This is a genomic window from Dolomitihabitans soli, from assembly GCF_022213955.1.
Classification (GTDB): Bacteria; Actinomycetota; Actinomycetes; order Streptosporangiales; family Streptosporangiaceae; genus Streptosporangium_A; species Streptosporangium_A soli.
On sequence record NZ_JAKNTW010000013.1, the window covers coordinates 206,425 to 221,263 of the forward strand.

The following is a 14,839-nucleotide window of genomic DNA, read 5'->3' on the forward strand; positions in this document are numbered from 1 at the left end:
GACCTGCTCATCAGACCGAAAAAGCAGGTTACGCCCAGGCCAGAGGGGCCTTCGATTACCTAACGGTCAGGACTTCCTGTCCCCACCGCTGTCGCACTGTCGCGACCTGCACTGATGCACCTAAGCGATCACAAAGAGTCACCACGCCCGCCCTCCAGCCCACCCCGCCGAGCGTACGGCCCGCCGGGAGGGGCATCCATGATCGCCCACTGGCACAGAGTACCCGCCGCGGACCGCTCCACACACACCTTTGATTACTCTGAGTTTAACATCCGTGACACTGAGCATATGATCGCATGGTGGAAGCGTGGTGCGCCCGCCCTCCGGGGTGGCGATCACGTCTTCCGCGGCAGCCCTGCACGACACCGTCAGTTTCGGGAAGGTTCATCCATGCGCCGGATCGCCCTCACCACCGTCGTCCTCGCGTGCGCGGCTCTGCTCGCCGCTCCGGCCCAGGCCGCCGCGCCTCCCACCTACACCTGCGACCTCCTGGGCGGCGACCCGGCCACGACGCGCATCAGCGGCAACTGCACGGCGTCCCCCGGAGCCGTGACCAACGGCGGGTTCAGGGGAGAGTCGATCCTCGCCTCCCGCGTGCAACCCCTGCGCATCAGGTGCACACAGGGCGGGCACGCCAGCGTGCCCACGGCGGTCGTCGGATACGACTGCACGCTGCTCCCCCTGGCCACCGGTCGCTGAACAAGCGCCGCGCTGCCGGCGCACCCTATCGATCATCGAGGAGTACATCGAGAACCAGAAACGCTTCTCGGCTCCGCGGCCATCCAGGGCCGCATGCCGGCCTCGCCTCCCAGACGGGATCCGGCGTCCACGATCACGACCGTGGCCGGGAGCCGCGCGGGCAGCGACGGCAGGGGCAGCTCACGGCAGAACACGGTCGGCACCGGGCGGCCGGGATCATCGGTTCCGGCACCCGTGCCGCCTCAGGCGCGGGCACACGGTCTCAGACGTTGAAGCGGAACTCCACCACGTCGCCGTCGCGCATGACGTACTCCTTGCCCTCGATGCGGGCCTTTCCGGCGGAGCGGGCGGCGGCCATCGAGCCGGCCTCCACGAGCTCGTCGAAGGAGACGATCTCGGCCTTGATGAAGCCGCGCTGGAAGTCGGTGTGGATGACCCCGGCGGCCTCGGGGGCGGTGGCGTCCTTGCGGATGGTCCAGGCCCTGGCCTCCTTGGGGCCGGCCGTCAGGTAGGTCTGCAGGCCGAGGGTCTCGAAGCCGATCCTGGCGAGCTGCGACAGGCCGGACTCCTCCTGACCCACCGACTGGAGCAGTTCCAGGGCCTCCTCGTCGCCCAGCTCGACGAGCTCCGACTCGATCTTGGCGTCGAGGAAGACGGCCTCGGCGGGAGCCACCATGGCCGACAGACGGTCACGCAGCTCGGCGTCGATCAGCTCGTCGGCGTCGAGGTTGAAGGCGTAGAGGAACGGCTTGGCGGTGAGCAGGTGCAGTTCGCGCAGGTCGGCGGGGTCGATCCCGGCGGGCTTGGCCCCGGCGTACAGGGTGGTGCCCGTGTCGAGGAGCTTGACCGCGGCCTCGGCGGCCTCGACCATCGCCTTGCGGTCCTTGTTGAACTTGGCCTCCTTGGCGAGGCGCGGCAACGCCTTCTCCAGGGTCTGGAGGTCGGCCAGGATCAGCTCGGTGTTGATCGTCTCGATGTCGCGGGCGGGTGACACATCGCCGTCGACATGGGTCACGTCGGGGTCGTTGAAGACCCGGATGACCTGGCAGATCGCATCGGTCTGACGGATGTTGGCGAGGAACTGGTTACCCCGCCCCTGCCCCTCGGACGCGCCGCGCACCAGGCCGGCGATGTCGAGGAACTCGACCTTCGCGGGCAGGATCTTCGCGGAGCCGAAGATCTCGGCCAGCTTCCCCAGCCGCGGATCCGGCACGCCCACCACGCCCACGTTGGGCTCGATGGTGGCGAAGGGATAGTTGGCCGCCAAGGCGTTGCCGCTCTTGGTCAGCGCGTTGAAAAGCGTTGATTTGCCGACGTTGGGCAGGCCGACGATGCCGATGCTCAGGCTCACGTCCGCTGAGTTTACGGGGCATGGCCGACTGCTGCGGACAGGCGTGTCGGTGAGCCTCATGGCGCACAGGCTGGGATCATGCCTAGCGTGGACGTCACGGTGCTTGCCCTCCAACTCGCCGTAGGACTCGCCGCCGGTTTCGCGATCGGCTTCGCCTTCGCCCGGGCCAAGGCGGCTACGGCCGCCGCGGACGCCTCCTCCCGGGTCGCCACCGCCGAGGCCCGCGCCCACGCGGCGGAGGAGAAGGTCGTCTACATGGAGGGGCAGCTCACCGAGCGGTTCCAGGCCCTGTCGACCCGCGCGCTCGACGTCAACAATCTGCGCTTCCTCGAACTGGCCGAGACCCGCTTCGCGACCACGCGGGCGGAGGCGGCCGGGGAGATGGAACAGCGCAAGCAGGCGGTCGAGCTGATGATCGGCCCGCTCAAGGAGACCCTCGCCAGGGTCGAGTCGCAACTGCGGGACAGCGAGCTGGGGCAGCGCACCGCCCAGGCCGAGCTGACCAAACAGATCGAGTTCGTACGGCAGAGCTCCGATCAGCTGCGCACGCAGACGGGCGCGCTGGTCAGGGCGCTGCAACGGCCGGAGGCCAGGGGACGCTGGGGCGAGTTGCAGCTCCGCAGGGTGGCGGAGATCGCCGGCATGTCGCGCTTCTGCGACTTCGACGAGCAGGCGAGCGCGACGACGGCCGACGGGGTGATCCGCCCCGACATGGTGATCAGGCTGAGCGGCGGCAAGAACATCATCGTCGACTCCAAGGTGTCGCTGGCCGCCTACCTGGAGGCCGCGGAGGCCACCGACCCCGGCGTGCAGACCGCGCGGCTCGACGCGCACGCCAGGCACGTGCGCGACCACGTCGACCGGCTCTCGGCGAAGAACTACTGGCAGTCTTTCAGCCCCACCCCCGAGTTCGTGGTGCTGTTCATCCCGGGCGAGGCGTTCCTCGCCCCGGCGCTGGAGCGCGATCCCGCCCTGCTCGAACACGCGATGAACAAGCGCGTGCACATCGCGACCCCGACCACGCTGATCACGATCCTGCGCACCGCGCACTACGCCTGGCAGCAGGCGGCGCTCACCGAGAACGCGCGGGCGGTGTTCGAACTGGGCAAGGAGCTTTACGAGCGGCTGGGTTCGATGGGCCGCAACGTCGACACACTGGGCCGGACGCTGAGCCGCGCCGTCGAGGCTTACAACAAGACGGTCGGGTCGCTGGAGAGCCGTGTCATGGTCACCGCCAGAAAGCTGAACGACCTGGGCGTAGTGGACGGGGAGCTGGAGCAGCCGCAGATGATCGAGGACCTTCCGCGCACCCTGGCGACCCCTGAGCTGGTGGAAGGAGACGGCGGAACCTCGCCTCCCCTCCCGCGTCTGAACGGTAAGTTGGCCAATGACCTGTCCTGATGCCCGGTCTGGTCGCACACTGGATGGGCGAACGGTTGGCTTCGAGGGGGGCGGCCATGAAGCTCGTTTTCAAACTCACTGCCCGTGGCGCCATCGCGGTCATCCTGGTCGTCGCGCTGCTGGGCAACGCGATCGGCGGCCTCACCGGTTCGCCGGTCGCCGCGGGCGCCACGTTCGTGGCGGGCTGCCTGGCCGGGGTTCTCCTGGTCAACCCGCGTGACCTGCTGTCGCTGGTGGTCACACCGCCGCTGATCTACTTCGTCGCGACGCTGATCGGGGTGACGGTCCGCGCGCTGGGCGCCGACTCGATGGTGCAGACGTTCGGGCTGGGCATGTTCACCGAGCTCTCGACCGGCGCTCCGTGGCTCTTCGGCGGCTCCGCCCTGGTCCTCGCCGTCGCCCTGCGACGCGGCCTGCCCGCCAACGTCCGCGACCTCCGCGACGACCTGCGCTCCGCCCGCCCCGGCGCCGAGGTGCCACGCCCCCGCATCAGCGACGACGAGGCCTTCGCCCCCGAGCCCGAGGGCTACTTCGAGCCCACGGTGTACGGCACGCCGCGCGACGCCACCGACCGCCAGTCCTCCGGCGACGGACACCCACGATGACCGCCTGACCGACGGCCCACGGCGGACAGCCCCCGGCGGACGGTTCACGGCGGCAGTGCACGAAGGCCGTGCACGACGGACAACCGTGACGGATCGCTTCAACGAACGGCCGAGGTCCGCAGCTCCCGACGGACCGCCGCTTGAGAAGACGACGCATGCCGGGCAACCCCCGACGGAACACTTCCGACGAAACGCTTCTGATGGAGCCCCGTGTGTCAGCACGCAAGGGGTGCTTGGCAGAGTGTGGCCATGGACCTTCTCGACATTCTGCGTGACAGACGGCTGGTCGCGATCATCAGAGGACGCGACGCCGAGGCGTCGTTCCAGGCTGGGTTGGCGCTCGTGGAGGAGGGGATCGACGTCCTGGAGGTCTCTCTGACCGGGGCCGACGCGCTGCAGGTGATCGGCAGGCTGGCGAACGCCGTGGGTGACCGGGTCGCGCTGGGCGCGGGCACGGTGATGACCGTCACCGACGCGGACGCCGCCGTGGCCGCCGGAGCGACGTTCGCCGTCACACCGGCGCTCGGGCCGGGCGCCCTGCGCTGCGTGGAGCTGGGCGTGCCCGTGCTGGCGGGCGCGCTGACCCCGACCGAGGTGTGGCACGCGGCGGCGGCCGGGGCGACCGCCGTGAAAATCTTCCCGGCCTCGCTGGGCGGTCCCGCGCACCTCGCGGCACTGCGCGATCCCTTCCCCGACATCCCCTTGGTGCCCGTCGGCGGCGTCCGTGCCGACCAGGTCCGGCCGTACCTCGACGCGGGTGCGCTCGCCGTGGGCGTCGGTTCGCCCCTCGTCGGCGACGCGCCGCACGGCGGCGACCTGAAGGCGCTGCGCGAGCGCGCCCGTTCCTTCATGGAGGTGGTCGCGTGACCGCGCACCCCGCCCCGGGCGATCACCCGAACCCCCGGGCCGCCACCACCGCTCACCCGGCCGCCCCGTTCGTCGCCACTGCTCACCCGGCCGTCCCGGTGGTCACCACTGCTCACACGACCGCCCCACTGACCGCTGGCGCTCACCCGGCCGCCCCGGTAATCGCCGCTGCTCACACGACCGCCCCGCTGATCGCTGGTGCTCACCCGGCCGCCCCGCTGATCGTCGCTGCTCACGCGACCGCCCCCGCGAATATCGGTGGCCGCGTGACCGCCCCTGAGGACGACCGGGTGATCGCGTGACCGCCCCTGAGGACGACCGGGTGGTCGAGGTCACCACGATCGGCGAGTCGATGGCCTCGCTGCACGGACAGGGTCCGTTGCGGCTGGGCGGCTCGCTCTCGCTGACCGTGGCGGGCGCGGAGTCCAACGTGGCGATCGGGCTCGCCAGGCTGGGGCACTCGGTGCGCTGGGCCGGTGTGCTCGGCGACGACGAGTTCGGCCTGCTCGTGGCACGCACGCTGCGGGCGGAGAGCGTGGACGTCGGCACCGTCCGCGTGGACGCCACCCGGCCGACCGGCCTGCTCGTCCAGGAGAGCCGGATCGCCGACATCACCCGCGTGCACTACTACCGCGCGCACTCCGCCGGCTCCACCCTCTCTCCCGCCGACGCCGACGCCGCCCTCGCCGATCCGCCCCGGGTGCTGCACCTCACCGGGATCACCCCCGCGCTCGGCCCGGGCCCGCTCGCCACCGTCGAGCACGCCGTACGGCTGGCCAAGGCGTCGGGCGCCATGGTGAGCCTCGATGTCAACCACCGGTCCCGGCTGTGGGACGTCGAGACCGCCGCGGCGGCGCTCGGCCGGCTGCTGCCGTACGTCGACCTGTTGATCGCCTCGGAGGACGAGTTGCCCGTCGTGGGGGGCCGGGCGGGAGTCTCGGAGATTCCGGAGGTCGTCGTCAAGCACGGTCCCGGTGGTGCCGAGGCGTGGACCGACGGTGAGCCGGTCAAGGTGCCCGCTCGGCGGGTGCCGGTGGCGAGCACGGTGGGGGCGGGAGACGCCTTCGTCGCCGGTTATCTGTCCGGGGTGCTCGACGGGCTGCCCCTCCCCGGACGCCTCGACCGGGCCGTCACCCTCGGCGCGTTCGCGGTGGCCTCACACGGCGACTGGCACGGGCTGCCGACCCGCGCGGAGCTCGGCCTCCTCAGCCTGGCGGAAGGCGAGACGGTCCGCTGATCAGCGGGCCTCCTTCCGGGCCCTGACCGCCCGGTTGGAGGGACCGAGCCAGATCAGCACGATGGCGACCAGCGTGGCGACCAGGGCGACGCCGTCGAGCGCCTTCAGGATGCCGGGGCCGTCGTCGGCCAGGTCGAGCAGCCAGAGTCCGAGGCCGATGAGGCTGAAGATGGAGAAGGTGATCCTGGCCCAGTTCCTGCGGCCCCAGATGAAGGCGGCCAGGAGCAGGAAGATGACGCCGACGAAGGTGAAGATGTAGCCGCGGGCGGCGAGCGTGCCGTACGCGTCGGCGAGTGCGGCCTCGACCAGCGCGCCGCCGAGGTCTCCGGCCCCCACGCCGGTGCCGGCCAGCTCACGCTTGAGGATCTCGTCGAGCACCGGGCGCAGCATCTCCTTGCCGCCGCTGAGGATGACGACGAGGGCGCCGATGCCCGACAGGGCGGCCACGACGATGAGGATGACGCCTGATTTCAGCGTCCCGGGTGTTCGGGGGTCCGCGACGGGGTGCGGCGGTGCGGATAGCTGGTGTGCGTTCACGGTGAAACTCCTTCAGTGACTCGAATCGAGCTGAATCGAGCCGAATTGCGTGGAACCTCCTGAGGACGAAGGAGAGTGTTCTACCGTCCTGCAAGGGCTGTCAGCCAAACCGGAGAACATCTCCGGATAATTTCACCGTGAAATGCGATCAGTTCCCGCTGAGCTGTCCCGACGAACATCGACGCCCGACGAACACCAGGGAGCCACCATGTCCCCCCGCCCCCCAACACTGGTGCCGACCGGCGACCCGCTAGCCGAACTCCTGCGGTGCCCGCCCGCGCTGCTCGACACCACGCTCGACCAGCTCCGCACCCTGATCGTCGTCCGCGAGAGCGGCTCCGCCCTGCACGCCGCGCGGACCCTGGGCAGGGAGCAGTCGAGCGTCCAGAAGCAGGTCGACACGCTCAACCGCAACTTCCAGCGGCTCTGCGGCGAGATGCTGGTGACCAAACAGGGCAGGGGCAAGGACTTCCTGTTCACCCCGACCGGCGAGATGGTGGTCGAGGCCGCCCGCCGTACCCTCGGGGAGTGGCTGGAGGAGATCCACGCCTCGCGCCGCCGTACGGGCAGGACCCTCACGGTCGGCACGACCGAGCACACCCTGTGGATCCTCGCGCGGGCCTGGGAGCGGCTCTCGGCGGAGTTCCTCAGCCGCGAGATCGAATTCCGGCTCACGCACGTGCGCACCAAGGACTTCTGGCCACGGCTGGAGGCGGGGCAGGTGGACCTGCTGTGCGGCAGCGTCGTGTCGCCGGTCGGGGACAGCACGCGGCACGACAAGTACGACGTCATGGAGTGGCGGCGCGGCAGCCCCGTGCTGCTGACCAACCTGTCCGCCGTCGAACTGCCCACGGCGGGCGTGCCGGTGAGCAGGCTGGCGGACTTGCCGCTGATCGTGCCGGCCAGCGGGCTGATCGCCGACTTCCTGAACCAGTGGTACGGGCCCGACTTCCGCCGGCAGCTGCACATCGTGGCGGACATCGACGACGTGCAGTACGGCATGGCGTTGATGCGCTCACAGCTGGCCCGCGGCTGCATGATCGTCACGCGCACGCTGGGACGGCGGGCGGTCGAGGACTCCGATCTCCGGATCATCGAACTGGCCCACGACACCGAGCCCAAGCTGGAGATGGTCTCGGCCGTCTTCGCCCGCAAGGGGGAGCGCGACCGTTACGAGCCGGACCACCCGCTCAACCTACTCTGGGACGCCCTGCGCCGGGAGGTGGCCGAGACCGGCCACACCCCGGACGCCTGAGGTCAGCCCGCCCGCAGGTCGCGCCTGAGCTCGTGGGGCAGGGCGAACTGGACGCTCTCGGGCACCGACTCGACCTCCTCCACGGCGTCGTACCCGGACCCGGCCAGCCGGGCGAGCACCGCGGCGACCAGTTCCTCGGGAACCGACGCGCCGCTCGTGACGCCCACCGTCGTGACGCCGTCGAGCCAGCCGTCCTCGACGAAGGAGGCGTCGTCGACCAGGTAGGACGCCTTCGCGCCCGCGTCGAGGGCGACCTCGACCAGGCGCTTGGAGTTGGAGGAGTTGGTGGAACCGACCACGATCACCAGCTCCGACTGCGCGGCGATCTCCTTCACCGCCACCTGGCGGTTCTGCGTCGCGTAGCAGATGTCGTCGCTCGGCGGATCGATCAGGTTGGGGAAGCGCTCGCGCAGGCGGGTCACCGTCTCGTTGGTCTCGTCGACCGACAGGGTCGTCTGCGACAACCACACCACCCGCTTCGGATCACGGACGCCGACCTGCTGGACACCGTCGAGACCGTCGACGAGCTGGATGTGATCGGGCGCCTCACCCGCCGTGCCCTCGACCTCCTCGTGACCCTCGTGGCCGATCAACAGGATGTCGTAGTCCTTGGCGGCGAAGCGCTTGGCCTCGTTGTGCACCTTGGTGACCAGCGGGCAGGTCGCGTCGATCGTGCGCAGGCTTCGCTGCGCGGCCTCCTCGTGGACGGCCGGGGCGACGCCGTGCGCCGAGAAGACGACGATCGCGCCCTCGGGCACCTCTTCGGTCTCCTCCACGAAGATGGCGCCCCGCTCCTCAAGGGTTCTGACGACATGGGTGTTGTGCACGATCTGCTTGCGTACGTAGATCGGCGCGCCGTACTGGTCGAGCGCCTTCTCAACCGCCTGGACAGCACGATCAACCCCAGCGCAGTAACCACGAGGCTTGGCCACGAGTACGCGTCGGGTCGCGGGGGTCTGTGTCGTCATGGTTCCATGCTACGTGGAGTGCACGCTGACCTTCGTGCGCGTGCCTGATGGGCCAGTCTTTGCCAGACTGGCCGTTCACAGACCTCCCAAGGAGTCGGCATGTCTCTACCTGACGTAGTCCGCAACGTTGCCAAGAGCGTGAAAGATACGTTCTCCGATCGCGACGGGCTCAAGGAGAAGGCCAAGGACCTGCCGCTTCACATGCTGCAGACCGCCCTCAGCGGAGTCGGCCAGGTGCTTTTGCTTGGCGACCGCTTCCGCAACAAGATCAAGGGGAAGGGTTCGCAGGACGAGAAGGACGAGGCCGCGAAGCCGTCCGCGGTCGAGCAGCTTCCCCAGACGACCGAGGACGAGCCGAAGGCCGAGCGCCGCGCGCCGGTCATCTTCGCGCCCCGGCCGGCGAAGGACGACGAGCCCGCCGCGCCCAACGGGACCGGCGACCGCGTCGAGCCCGTGATCCTCCAGCCGGAGCCGTCCGCGACCGTGACGCCCGTCACCGACACCCCCGCCGAACCCGCCGCAGGCCCGGCCACCCCGGAACCCACCCCGGCCACCGAGCCCGCCGCCAACCCGGCCACCGAGCAGGCCGCCACCCTGACCACCACGCCCGCCACCGAGCCCGCTGCCAGCCCGGCCACCGCGCCCGCCGCCGACTCGGCCACCGAACAAGCCGCCGGCTCGGCCACCGAGCAGGCCGTCAAACCCGCCGCCAAGCCCGCCGCCAAGCGGGCCACCAAGGCTCCGGCCAAGCCCCGGACCAAGGCCGCCGCCAAGCCGGCCACCACCGAGGCCGCTCCTGAGCCGGCCGCCGCGGAACCCGTCGCAGCGGAACCGGCCACCCCGGAACCCGCCACCGCCGCGCCCTCCCTGGCCACCGTCGTGGACCCCGAGCCCACCACCCCGGAACCCGCCGCCGCCAAGCCCTCCCTGGTCACCGTCGTGGACCCGGAGCCCGCCGTCGCACCCGAGCCCGTCAAGGCCCCCGAGCCGGTCAAGGCCGCCAAGCCGGTCAAGGCGCCCGAGCCGACGAAGGCCGCCGAGCCGGTGAAGCCCGTCGAGGACGCCGAGCCCGCCAAGGCCGAGCCGATGCCCGGGTACGCCGACCTCAGCATGGCTTCGCTGCGTGCCAGGCTCAGGGGGAAGACGGCCGAGGAGATCCACGAGCTGCTCGCGTACGAGAAGGCCACCACGGACCGGCCCAACATCATCAAGATGTACGAGAACAGGCTCGTCAAGATCGCCGAAACGCCGTAACCGGCACCCGAATGGTCGGCCGGGCCACGTAGGCTGCCCGGCATGGCGCAGAAGACCTCACCCGAGCAGCCGCTGCCGATCAGGACCGTCCTGCAGATGGTCGCGGGCTGGATCGGCAAGCTCGGCACGATCTGGGTCGAAGGCCAGATCACCGAGCTGACCGCGCGCGGCGGCACGGTCTTCATGACGCTGCGCGACCCGGTGGCCAACGTCTCGGGCAGGGTCACCTGCCCGCGCGGCGTCTACGAGGCGACCGTGCCCCGGCCGGCCGACGGGGCGCGTGTCGTCGTGCACGTCAAGCCGGATTTCTGGATCAACAAGGGCTCCTTCGCCTTCACCGCGCTGGAGATCCGGCCCGTCGGCGTCGGCGAGCTGCTGGCCAGGCTGGAGCGGCTGCGCCAGGTGCTCGCCGCCGAGGGGGTGTTCGGCGCCGACCGCAAGCGGCGGCTGCCGTTCCTGCCGGGCACGATCGGGCTCATCTGCGGGCGCGACTCCGCCGCGGAGCGCGACGTGCTGGAGAACTCCAGACGCCGGTGGCCGGCCGTCCGCTTCAAGGTGGAGGCGGTCGCCGTCCAGGGGCCGTACGCCGTGACCGAGGTCACCGAGGCCCTGAACAAGCTCGACGCCGACCGCGACGTCGATGTGATCGTCGTGGCCAGGGGCGGCGGCTCGCTGGAAGACCTGCTGCCCTTCTCCGACGAGTCGCTGGTCAGAGCCGTGGCCGCCTGCCGTACGCCGGTGGTGTCCGCCATCGGCCACGAGCAGGACACCCCGCTCCTCGATCTGGTCGCCGACGTTCGCGCCTCCACCCCGACCGACGCCGCCAAGAAGGTGGTGCCCGACGTCGGTGAGCAGCTCACCCTGGTCCGCCAGCTCCGTGACCGGGGCCGCCGGACGGTCCGCGGCTGGCTCGACCGCGAACTCGCCTGGGTCGCCGCGACCCGCTCCCGCCCCTCCCTCGCCGACCCGGTCCGCGAGATCGAGCGCCGGGCCGAGCAGGTCGACCAGTTCAGGGAACGCGCCCGCCGCTGCCTGGGCGGTTCGCTCGACCGCGCCGAGGACTCCCTCGAACACCTCCGCGCCCGCCTCGTCTCCCTCTCCCCCGCCGCCACCCTGGAACGCGGCTACGCCATCGTCCAGCACCCCCAGGGCGACGTCGTACGGCAGGCCGCGGCCGTCTCCCCCGGTGACGAGCTCACCATCCGTTTCGCCGACGACCGGATCACCGTCCACGCGGCCACGGCCGGGAAGTGACGGTGACCCCCACTAGGGTGGGGGTGTGGCTGATGAGAAGACGCCCTCGTATGAGCAGGCGCGCGAGGAGCTGACCGAGGTGGTGCGCCGGCTGGAGGCGGGCGGGCTCACCCTGGAGCAGTCGATCGAGCTGTGGGAGCGCGGCGAGAAGCTGTCCGCGGTGTGCGAGGAGTGGCTGCAGGGAGCCCGGGTCAAGCTCGCCGCCGCCATGGCCCATCGCAGAGACCCCGACCCGTCGGGCGACGCCCCGTTCTAGAGGGTCCGAGTTCTAGAGGGTCCGACGACCACCGCGCCGCACCCCGTTCCCGACCTTGCCCGGCCACCGGCTGACCGCCTGGGGCGTACTGCAACGGCCGTTCCAGGTCTGGGCAGCCAGGTCAGGAAGTGGGGGCCGGTGTGGGCGAGGGCGCGGCGGGGGCGGGCTTCAGGGCGGCGGCGAGGGTGGCGAGTTCCGGCCAGTCGGCCTGGCCGGTGATGACCACGGTGGCCTCGGGCGTGACCCGGACCAGGGTGCGCTGGTTCTTGTCCTCGCGGAAGCGCCGCTCCCAGGTGACGCCGCCGATCTGCTCGGTGCCCGCGGCCTTCTCGGTGTTGGCCATCCGGTTCGCGAACTCGCCGGCGGGCTGCTCGTCGCTCTGGGCCAGCATCGCGTGCGAACGGGCGGCGGTGGCGAAGCCGAGGCGCCAGGTGACCGTGCCCTTGTCGTTGACCAGGCGGGAACTGGTCGGGATCCAGTCCTTCGGCGGGACGGGCGGGGCCAGCACGTCGTACGACGCGGTGCGGGCGGCGTTCTTCAGGTCGATGGTGTAGTCGATCCTGGGGACGTGTGGTTCGCCCGTCGGCGTGACGAAGAGGAACAGCCCGATGGCGGCCAGGCAGATCGCCAAGGCGACCGCGTAGCCGAGGAATCCCTGCGTGAAGCGCTGCACGACTGGCGAGACTATCTCGCCTGGGTGCCGGTGCCACCGGCACGGTCGATCTGACCGATGATCGCCAGCACGTCTTCGGTGAGCCTGCGCGAGGCGGCCACGTCGTCGGACAGCGAGACCTCCGAGGCCGCGGCGGCCAGGGCGCCGGTGAGCACCACGGCGAGTGCGCCCTCGTCGCCCTCGAACAGGGTGGCGTTGCGTTTGGCCCACTGGCGCAGCCGGTCACGCATGATCACTTCGAACCCGGGCGGGCCGTCGCCCCGCAGGAAGAGGGCGGACAGCTCGCGTTCGGTGAGGCATCCCTCCAGGTAGGCGCGGGCGCCGGCGATGAACAGCCGCATCGGGTCGCCCTCGCCCTGCGCGCGAGCCGCCTGGACGGACTGTTTGGTGCGGTGCGCCTGTCGGCCCTGGAACTCCTCGAACAGGGTGAGATAGAGATCGGCCTTGCCGGAGAAGTGGTGGTAGAGACTGCCGACGCTGGCGCCCGCCCTGGACACGACGTCGGTGACCCCCGCGTCCGCGAAGCCCTTGGTGACGAAGATCTCTCTGGCGGCTTCGAGGAGCGCCACACGGGTAGCGGCACCCCGTTCCGAGGTGCGTACAGTCACGCCTGTCACCGGCCGTTCCGCATCGCTACTCATGGTGGGGAACATTATCCACCGCAGGCCGCCGGGAAGGGGACAACTACGATCGATGCAGTCGTCGGTATTGGAAGACCGCCCGCTCGCGGTGCCAGCGCGCAGATCGTTCTCAAAGAGAGGCTTTCCACAATGTCCGATCAGACATCAGGTCAGACCGCCGTGCCGGCCGAACTCGCCACCGGAGAACGCGCGCCGGATCGCAACCTCGCCCTCGAACTCGTCCGCGTGACCGAGGCCGCGGCGATGGCGGCGGCCCGCTGGGTGGGCCGGGGCGACAAGAACGGCGCGGACGGCGCGGCCGTGCACGCGATGCGGCAGTTGATCAACACGGTGTCGATGGACGGCGTGGTGGTGATCGGTGAGGGCGAGAAGGACAACGCGCCCATGCTGTTCAACGGCGAGCGGGTCGGCGACGGCCACGGCGCGGAGTGCGACGTGGCCGTGGATCCCATCGACGGCACCCGGCTGACCGCGCTCGGCATGTCCAACGCGATCTCGGTGATCGCCGTCAGCCCGCGTGGCTCGATGTACGACCCGTCGGCCGTGTTCTACATGGAGAAGCTGGCCACCGGCCCGGAGGCGGCCTCGGCGGTCGACATCAACGCTCCGGTGGCGGTCAACATCGCGGCGGTGGCGCGGGCGAAGGGTGCCTCCGCCTCCGATGTCACCGTCGTCATCCTGGACCGTCCCCGGCACGAGCGGATCGTCAAGGAGATCAGGGAGACCGGCGCGCGGATCAAGTTCATCACCGACGGCGACGTGGCGGGCGCGATCATGGCGGCCCGGGCGGGCACCGGCATCGATCTGATGCTCGGCATCGGCGGCACCCCGGAGGGGATCATCGCCGCGTGCGCGCTGAAGTGCCTCGGCGGCGTCATCCAGGGCAGGCTGTGGCCGCAGGACGACGCGGAGCGCCGCCGCGCGCTGGACGCCGGGCTCGAACTGGACACCGTGCTCACCACCGACGACCTGGTCCGGTCCGACGACGTGTTCTTCGCGGCCTCGGGGATCACCGACGGCGAGCTGATGGCCGGCGTGCGCTACCGGGGCGGCGCGGCCGTCACCCACTCGCTGGTGATGCGCGGCCGTTCCGGCACGATCCGCAAGGTGGAGAGCGAGCACCAGCTCTGGAAGCTGCGCGCCTACAGCGCCATCAACTTCGACACGGCGGGCTGAGCCGGCTCACCACTTGCGGCGCCGCTTGGGGGGTTCCTTGACCTTCACCTCGCCCAGGAAGTTGCTGGTCCTGACTTCGATGAGGGGCGAGCCCGGCTCGGTGGGCCGGCGGGTGAGGCGGACCGTCTTCTCCTTGGAGACGCGGATCACCTCGACGCCCTCCGGCACGTGGATCTCCAGGCCGCCGAAGACCAGCGTGGCGTTGATCACCACGTGGCGGCTCTGCATGATCGCGTCGCGCAGGTCGAGCGTCGTGGTGCCGAACATCGCGGTCACCGGGAGCTCCGAGGGGACCACCCAGCGGCCGTCGCGGTGCTCCTTCTTGAAGATCGCCGACACCTGGCCGCCGTCGAGCCGCAGCGGCTGCTGGTCGGGCGGCAGCAGGTCGGCGGTGATGTTCGCCAGGTCGCCCAGCGTGCGTGCCTGGTAGACGACCGTGAGCCGGTCTTCGAACTCCTCCATGCCGAGCCGTCCGTCGGCCACGGCCTCGCGCAGGACCTCGGCGATGCGTTCCCGATCGGCGTCGGAGGCACGCATGTCACGCGGCCCCGGCCCGGCGGGCGTGCCACTCCTGGCTTTTCGTGCGGCGTGCCATTCCTCGGCCAGCCGTTCGCCGACCTCCGACAGGCGTGGGAGCCACGCTCCCTGGCGTTCATTCACACCTT

At 70.7% G+C, this 14,839-nt stretch carries 17 protein-coding genes; 11 read left to right on the forward strand and 6 right to left on the reverse strand.

What is annotated here, in order from left to right:
- The first annotated feature begins 390 nt into the window (after window positions 1–390).
- A complete protein-coding gene (locus MBA17_RS26215) occupies window positions 391–699 on the forward strand; it encodes a hypothetical protein (RefSeq protein WP_238499237.1) in 309 nt (102 codons plus the stop codon).
- Window positions 700–961: 262 nt separating this feature from the next.
- On the opposite strand, the gene ychF is transcribed toward MBA17_RS26215, so the two are convergent.
- On the reverse strand, window positions 962–2,050 hold the full coding sequence (gene ychF / locus MBA17_RS26220) for a redox-regulated ATPase YchF (protein WP_238499238.1): 1,089 nt from the start codon (window positions 2,048–2,050) through the stop codon (window positions 962–964).
- Window positions 2,051–2,128: 78 nt separating this feature from the next.
- On the opposite strand from ychF, the gene MBA17_RS26225 reads away from it, so the two are divergent.
- The 5 genes from MBA17_RS26225 (at window position 2,129) to MBA17_RS26245 (ending at window position 6,160) form a co-directional block, all read left to right on the forward strand.
- On the forward strand, window positions 2,129–3,451 hold the full coding sequence (locus tag MBA17_RS26225; protein WP_238499239.1) for a DNA recombination protein RmuC: 1,323 nt from the start codon (window positions 2,129–2,131) through the stop codon (window positions 3,449–3,451).
- 56 nt (window positions 3,452–3,507) lie between these two features.
- Window positions 3,508–4,056: a DUF6542 domain-containing protein gene (locus MBA17_RS26230; protein ID WP_238499240.1), complete on the forward strand. Its 549-nt coding sequence runs from the start codon at window positions 3,508–3,510 to the stop codon at window positions 4,054–4,056.
- 249 nt (window positions 4,057–4,305) lie between these two features.
- Window positions 4,306–4,923: a bifunctional 4-hydroxy-2-oxoglutarate aldolase/2-dehydro-3-deoxy-phosphogluconate aldolase gene (locus MBA17_RS26235; protein WP_238499241.1), complete on the forward strand. Its 618-nt coding sequence runs from the start codon at window positions 4,306–4,308 to the stop codon at window positions 4,921–4,923.
- Window positions 4,920–5,225 carry a ribonuclease E domain-containing protein gene (locus MBA17_RS26240; protein ID WP_238499242.1) on the forward strand — a complete coding sequence of 102 codons (306 nt, stop codon included), beginning with the start codon at window positions 4,920–4,922 and terminating at the stop codon, window positions 5,223–5,225. Before MBA17_RS26235 ends, MBA17_RS26240 begins: the two co-directional genes overlap by 4 nt.
- Entirely contained in the window at window positions 5,222–6,160 is a 939-nt protein-coding gene (locus MBA17_RS26245; protein WP_238499243.1) for a sugar kinase, read from the forward strand. Before MBA17_RS26240 ends, MBA17_RS26245 begins: the two co-directional genes overlap by 4 nt.
- Here MBA17_RS26245 and MBA17_RS26250 read toward each other — a convergent pair whose 3' ends face one another.
- Window positions 6,161–6,697, reverse strand: coding sequence for a hypothetical protein (locus MBA17_RS26250; protein ID WP_238499244.1), 537 nt, complete (start codon window positions 6,695–6,697; stop codon window positions 6,161–6,163).
- A 208-nt stretch (window positions 6,698–6,905) separates the two neighbouring features.
- Here MBA17_RS26250 and MBA17_RS26255 point away from each other — a divergent pair, with 208 nt between their 5' ends.
- Window positions 6,906–7,952 carry a LysR family transcriptional regulator gene (locus tag MBA17_RS26255; RefSeq protein ID WP_238499245.1) on the forward strand — a complete coding sequence of 349 codons (1,047 nt, stop codon included), beginning with the start codon at window positions 6,906–6,908 and terminating at the stop codon, window positions 7,950–7,952.
- Between the two features lie 2 nt (window positions 7,953–7,954).
- On the opposite strand, the gene MBA17_RS26260 is transcribed toward MBA17_RS26255, so the two are convergent.
- Complete coding sequence (locus MBA17_RS26260; RefSeq protein WP_238499246.1) at window positions 7,955–8,920, reverse strand: 4-hydroxy-3-methylbut-2-enyl diphosphate reductase; 966 nt, start codon at window positions 8,918–8,920, stop codon at window positions 7,955–7,957.
- 99 nt (window positions 8,921–9,019) lie between these two features.
- On the opposite strand from MBA17_RS26260, the gene MBA17_RS26265 reads away from it, so the two are divergent.
- Genes MBA17_RS26265 through MBA17_RS26275 form a run of 3 tightly spaced genes read left to right on the forward strand, consistent with a single transcriptional unit; the run spans window position 9,020 to window position 11,684 of the window.
- Complete coding sequence (locus MBA17_RS26265) at window positions 9,020–10,174, forward strand: hypothetical protein (protein ID WP_238499247.1); 1,155 nt, start codon at window positions 9,020–9,022, stop codon at window positions 10,172–10,174.
- A gap of 42 nt (window positions 10,175–10,216) precedes the next feature.
- Window positions 10,217–11,428: an exodeoxyribonuclease VII large subunit gene (gene xseA, locus MBA17_RS26270; protein WP_238499248.1), complete on the forward strand. Its 1,212-nt coding sequence runs from the start codon at window positions 10,217–10,219 to the stop codon at window positions 11,426–11,428.
- A gap of 25 nt (window positions 11,429–11,453) precedes the next feature.
- A complete protein-coding gene (locus MBA17_RS26275) occupies window positions 11,454–11,684 on the forward strand; it encodes an exodeoxyribonuclease VII small subunit (protein WP_238499249.1) in 231 nt (76 codons plus the stop codon).
- A 121-nt stretch (window positions 11,685–11,805) separates the two neighbouring features.
- Here MBA17_RS26275 and MBA17_RS26280 read toward each other — a convergent pair whose 3' ends face one another.
- Together MBA17_RS26280 and MBA17_RS26285 are read right to left on the reverse strand one after the other, a co-directional pair.
- On the reverse strand, window positions 11,806–12,357 hold the full coding sequence (locus MBA17_RS26280) for a DUF4245 domain-containing protein (protein ID WP_238499250.1): 552 nt from the start codon (window positions 12,355–12,357) through the stop codon (window positions 11,806–11,808).
- An 11-nt stretch (window positions 12,358–12,368) separates the two neighbouring features.
- Window positions 12,369–12,998 carry a TetR/AcrR family transcriptional regulator gene (locus MBA17_RS26285; RefSeq protein ID WP_238499251.1) on the reverse strand — a complete coding sequence of 210 codons (630 nt, stop codon included), beginning with the start codon at window positions 12,996–12,998 and terminating at the stop codon, window positions 12,369–12,371.
- Window positions 12,999–13,127: 129 nt separating this feature from the next.
- On the opposite strand from MBA17_RS26285, the gene glpX reads away from it, so the two are divergent.
- The gene (gene glpX / locus MBA17_RS26290) at window positions 13,128–14,174 is read left to right on the forward strand and encodes a class II fructose-bisphosphatase (protein ID WP_238499252.1); all 1,047 of its coding nucleotides are present in this window, start codon (window positions 13,128–13,130) and stop codon (window positions 14,172–14,174) included.
- A 6-nt stretch (window positions 14,175–14,180) separates the two neighbouring features.
- On the opposite strand, the gene MBA17_RS26295 is transcribed toward glpX, so the two are convergent.
- Window positions 14,181–14,834, reverse strand: a complete 654-nt coding sequence (locus MBA17_RS26295; RefSeq protein WP_238499253.1) for a DUF1707 SHOCT-like domain-containing protein — start codon at window positions 14,832–14,834, stop codon at window positions 14,181–14,183.
- Window positions 14,835–14,839 lie beyond the last annotated feature (5 nt).

Excerpts from the sequence above, each read along its gene's own strand:
- MBA17_RS26215 (WP_238499237.1), top strand. The coding sequence starts at position 391 with ATGCGCCGGATCGCCCTCACCACCGTCGTCCTCGCGTGCGCGGCTCTG.
- MBA17_RS26225 (WP_238499239.1), top strand. The coding sequence starts at position 2,129 with ATGCCTAGCGTGGACGTCACGGTGCTTGCCCTCCAACTCGCCGTAGGA.
- MBA17_RS26230 (WP_238499240.1), top strand. The coding sequence starts at position 3,508 with ATGAAGCTCGTTTTCAAACTCACTGCCCGTGGCGCCATCGCGGTCATC.
- MBA17_RS26235 (WP_238499241.1), top strand. The coding sequence starts at position 4,306 with ATGGACCTTCTCGACATTCTGCGTGACAGACGGCTGGTCGCGATCATC.
- MBA17_RS26255 (WP_238499245.1), top strand. The coding sequence starts at position 6,906 with ATGTCCCCCCGCCCCCCAACACTGGTGCCGACCGGCGACCCGCTAGCC.
- MBA17_RS26260 (WP_238499246.1), bottom strand. The coding sequence starts at position 8,920 with ATGACGACACAGACCCCCGCGACCCGACGCGTACTCGTGGCCAAGCCT.
- MBA17_RS26265 (WP_238499247.1), top strand. The coding sequence starts at position 9,020 with ATGTCTCTACCTGACGTAGTCCGCAACGTTGCCAAGAGCGTGAAAGAT.
- xseA (WP_238499248.1), top strand. The coding sequence starts at position 10,217 with ATGGCGCAGAAGACCTCACCCGAGCAGCCGCTGCCGATCAGGACCGTC.
- MBA17_RS26285 (WP_238499251.1), bottom strand. The coding sequence starts at position 12,998 with ATGAGTAGCGATGCGGAACGGCCGGTGACAGGCGTGACTGTACGCACC.
- glpX (WP_238499252.1), top strand. The coding sequence starts at position 13,128 with ATGTCCGATCAGACATCAGGTCAGACCGCCGTGCCGGCCGAACTCGCC.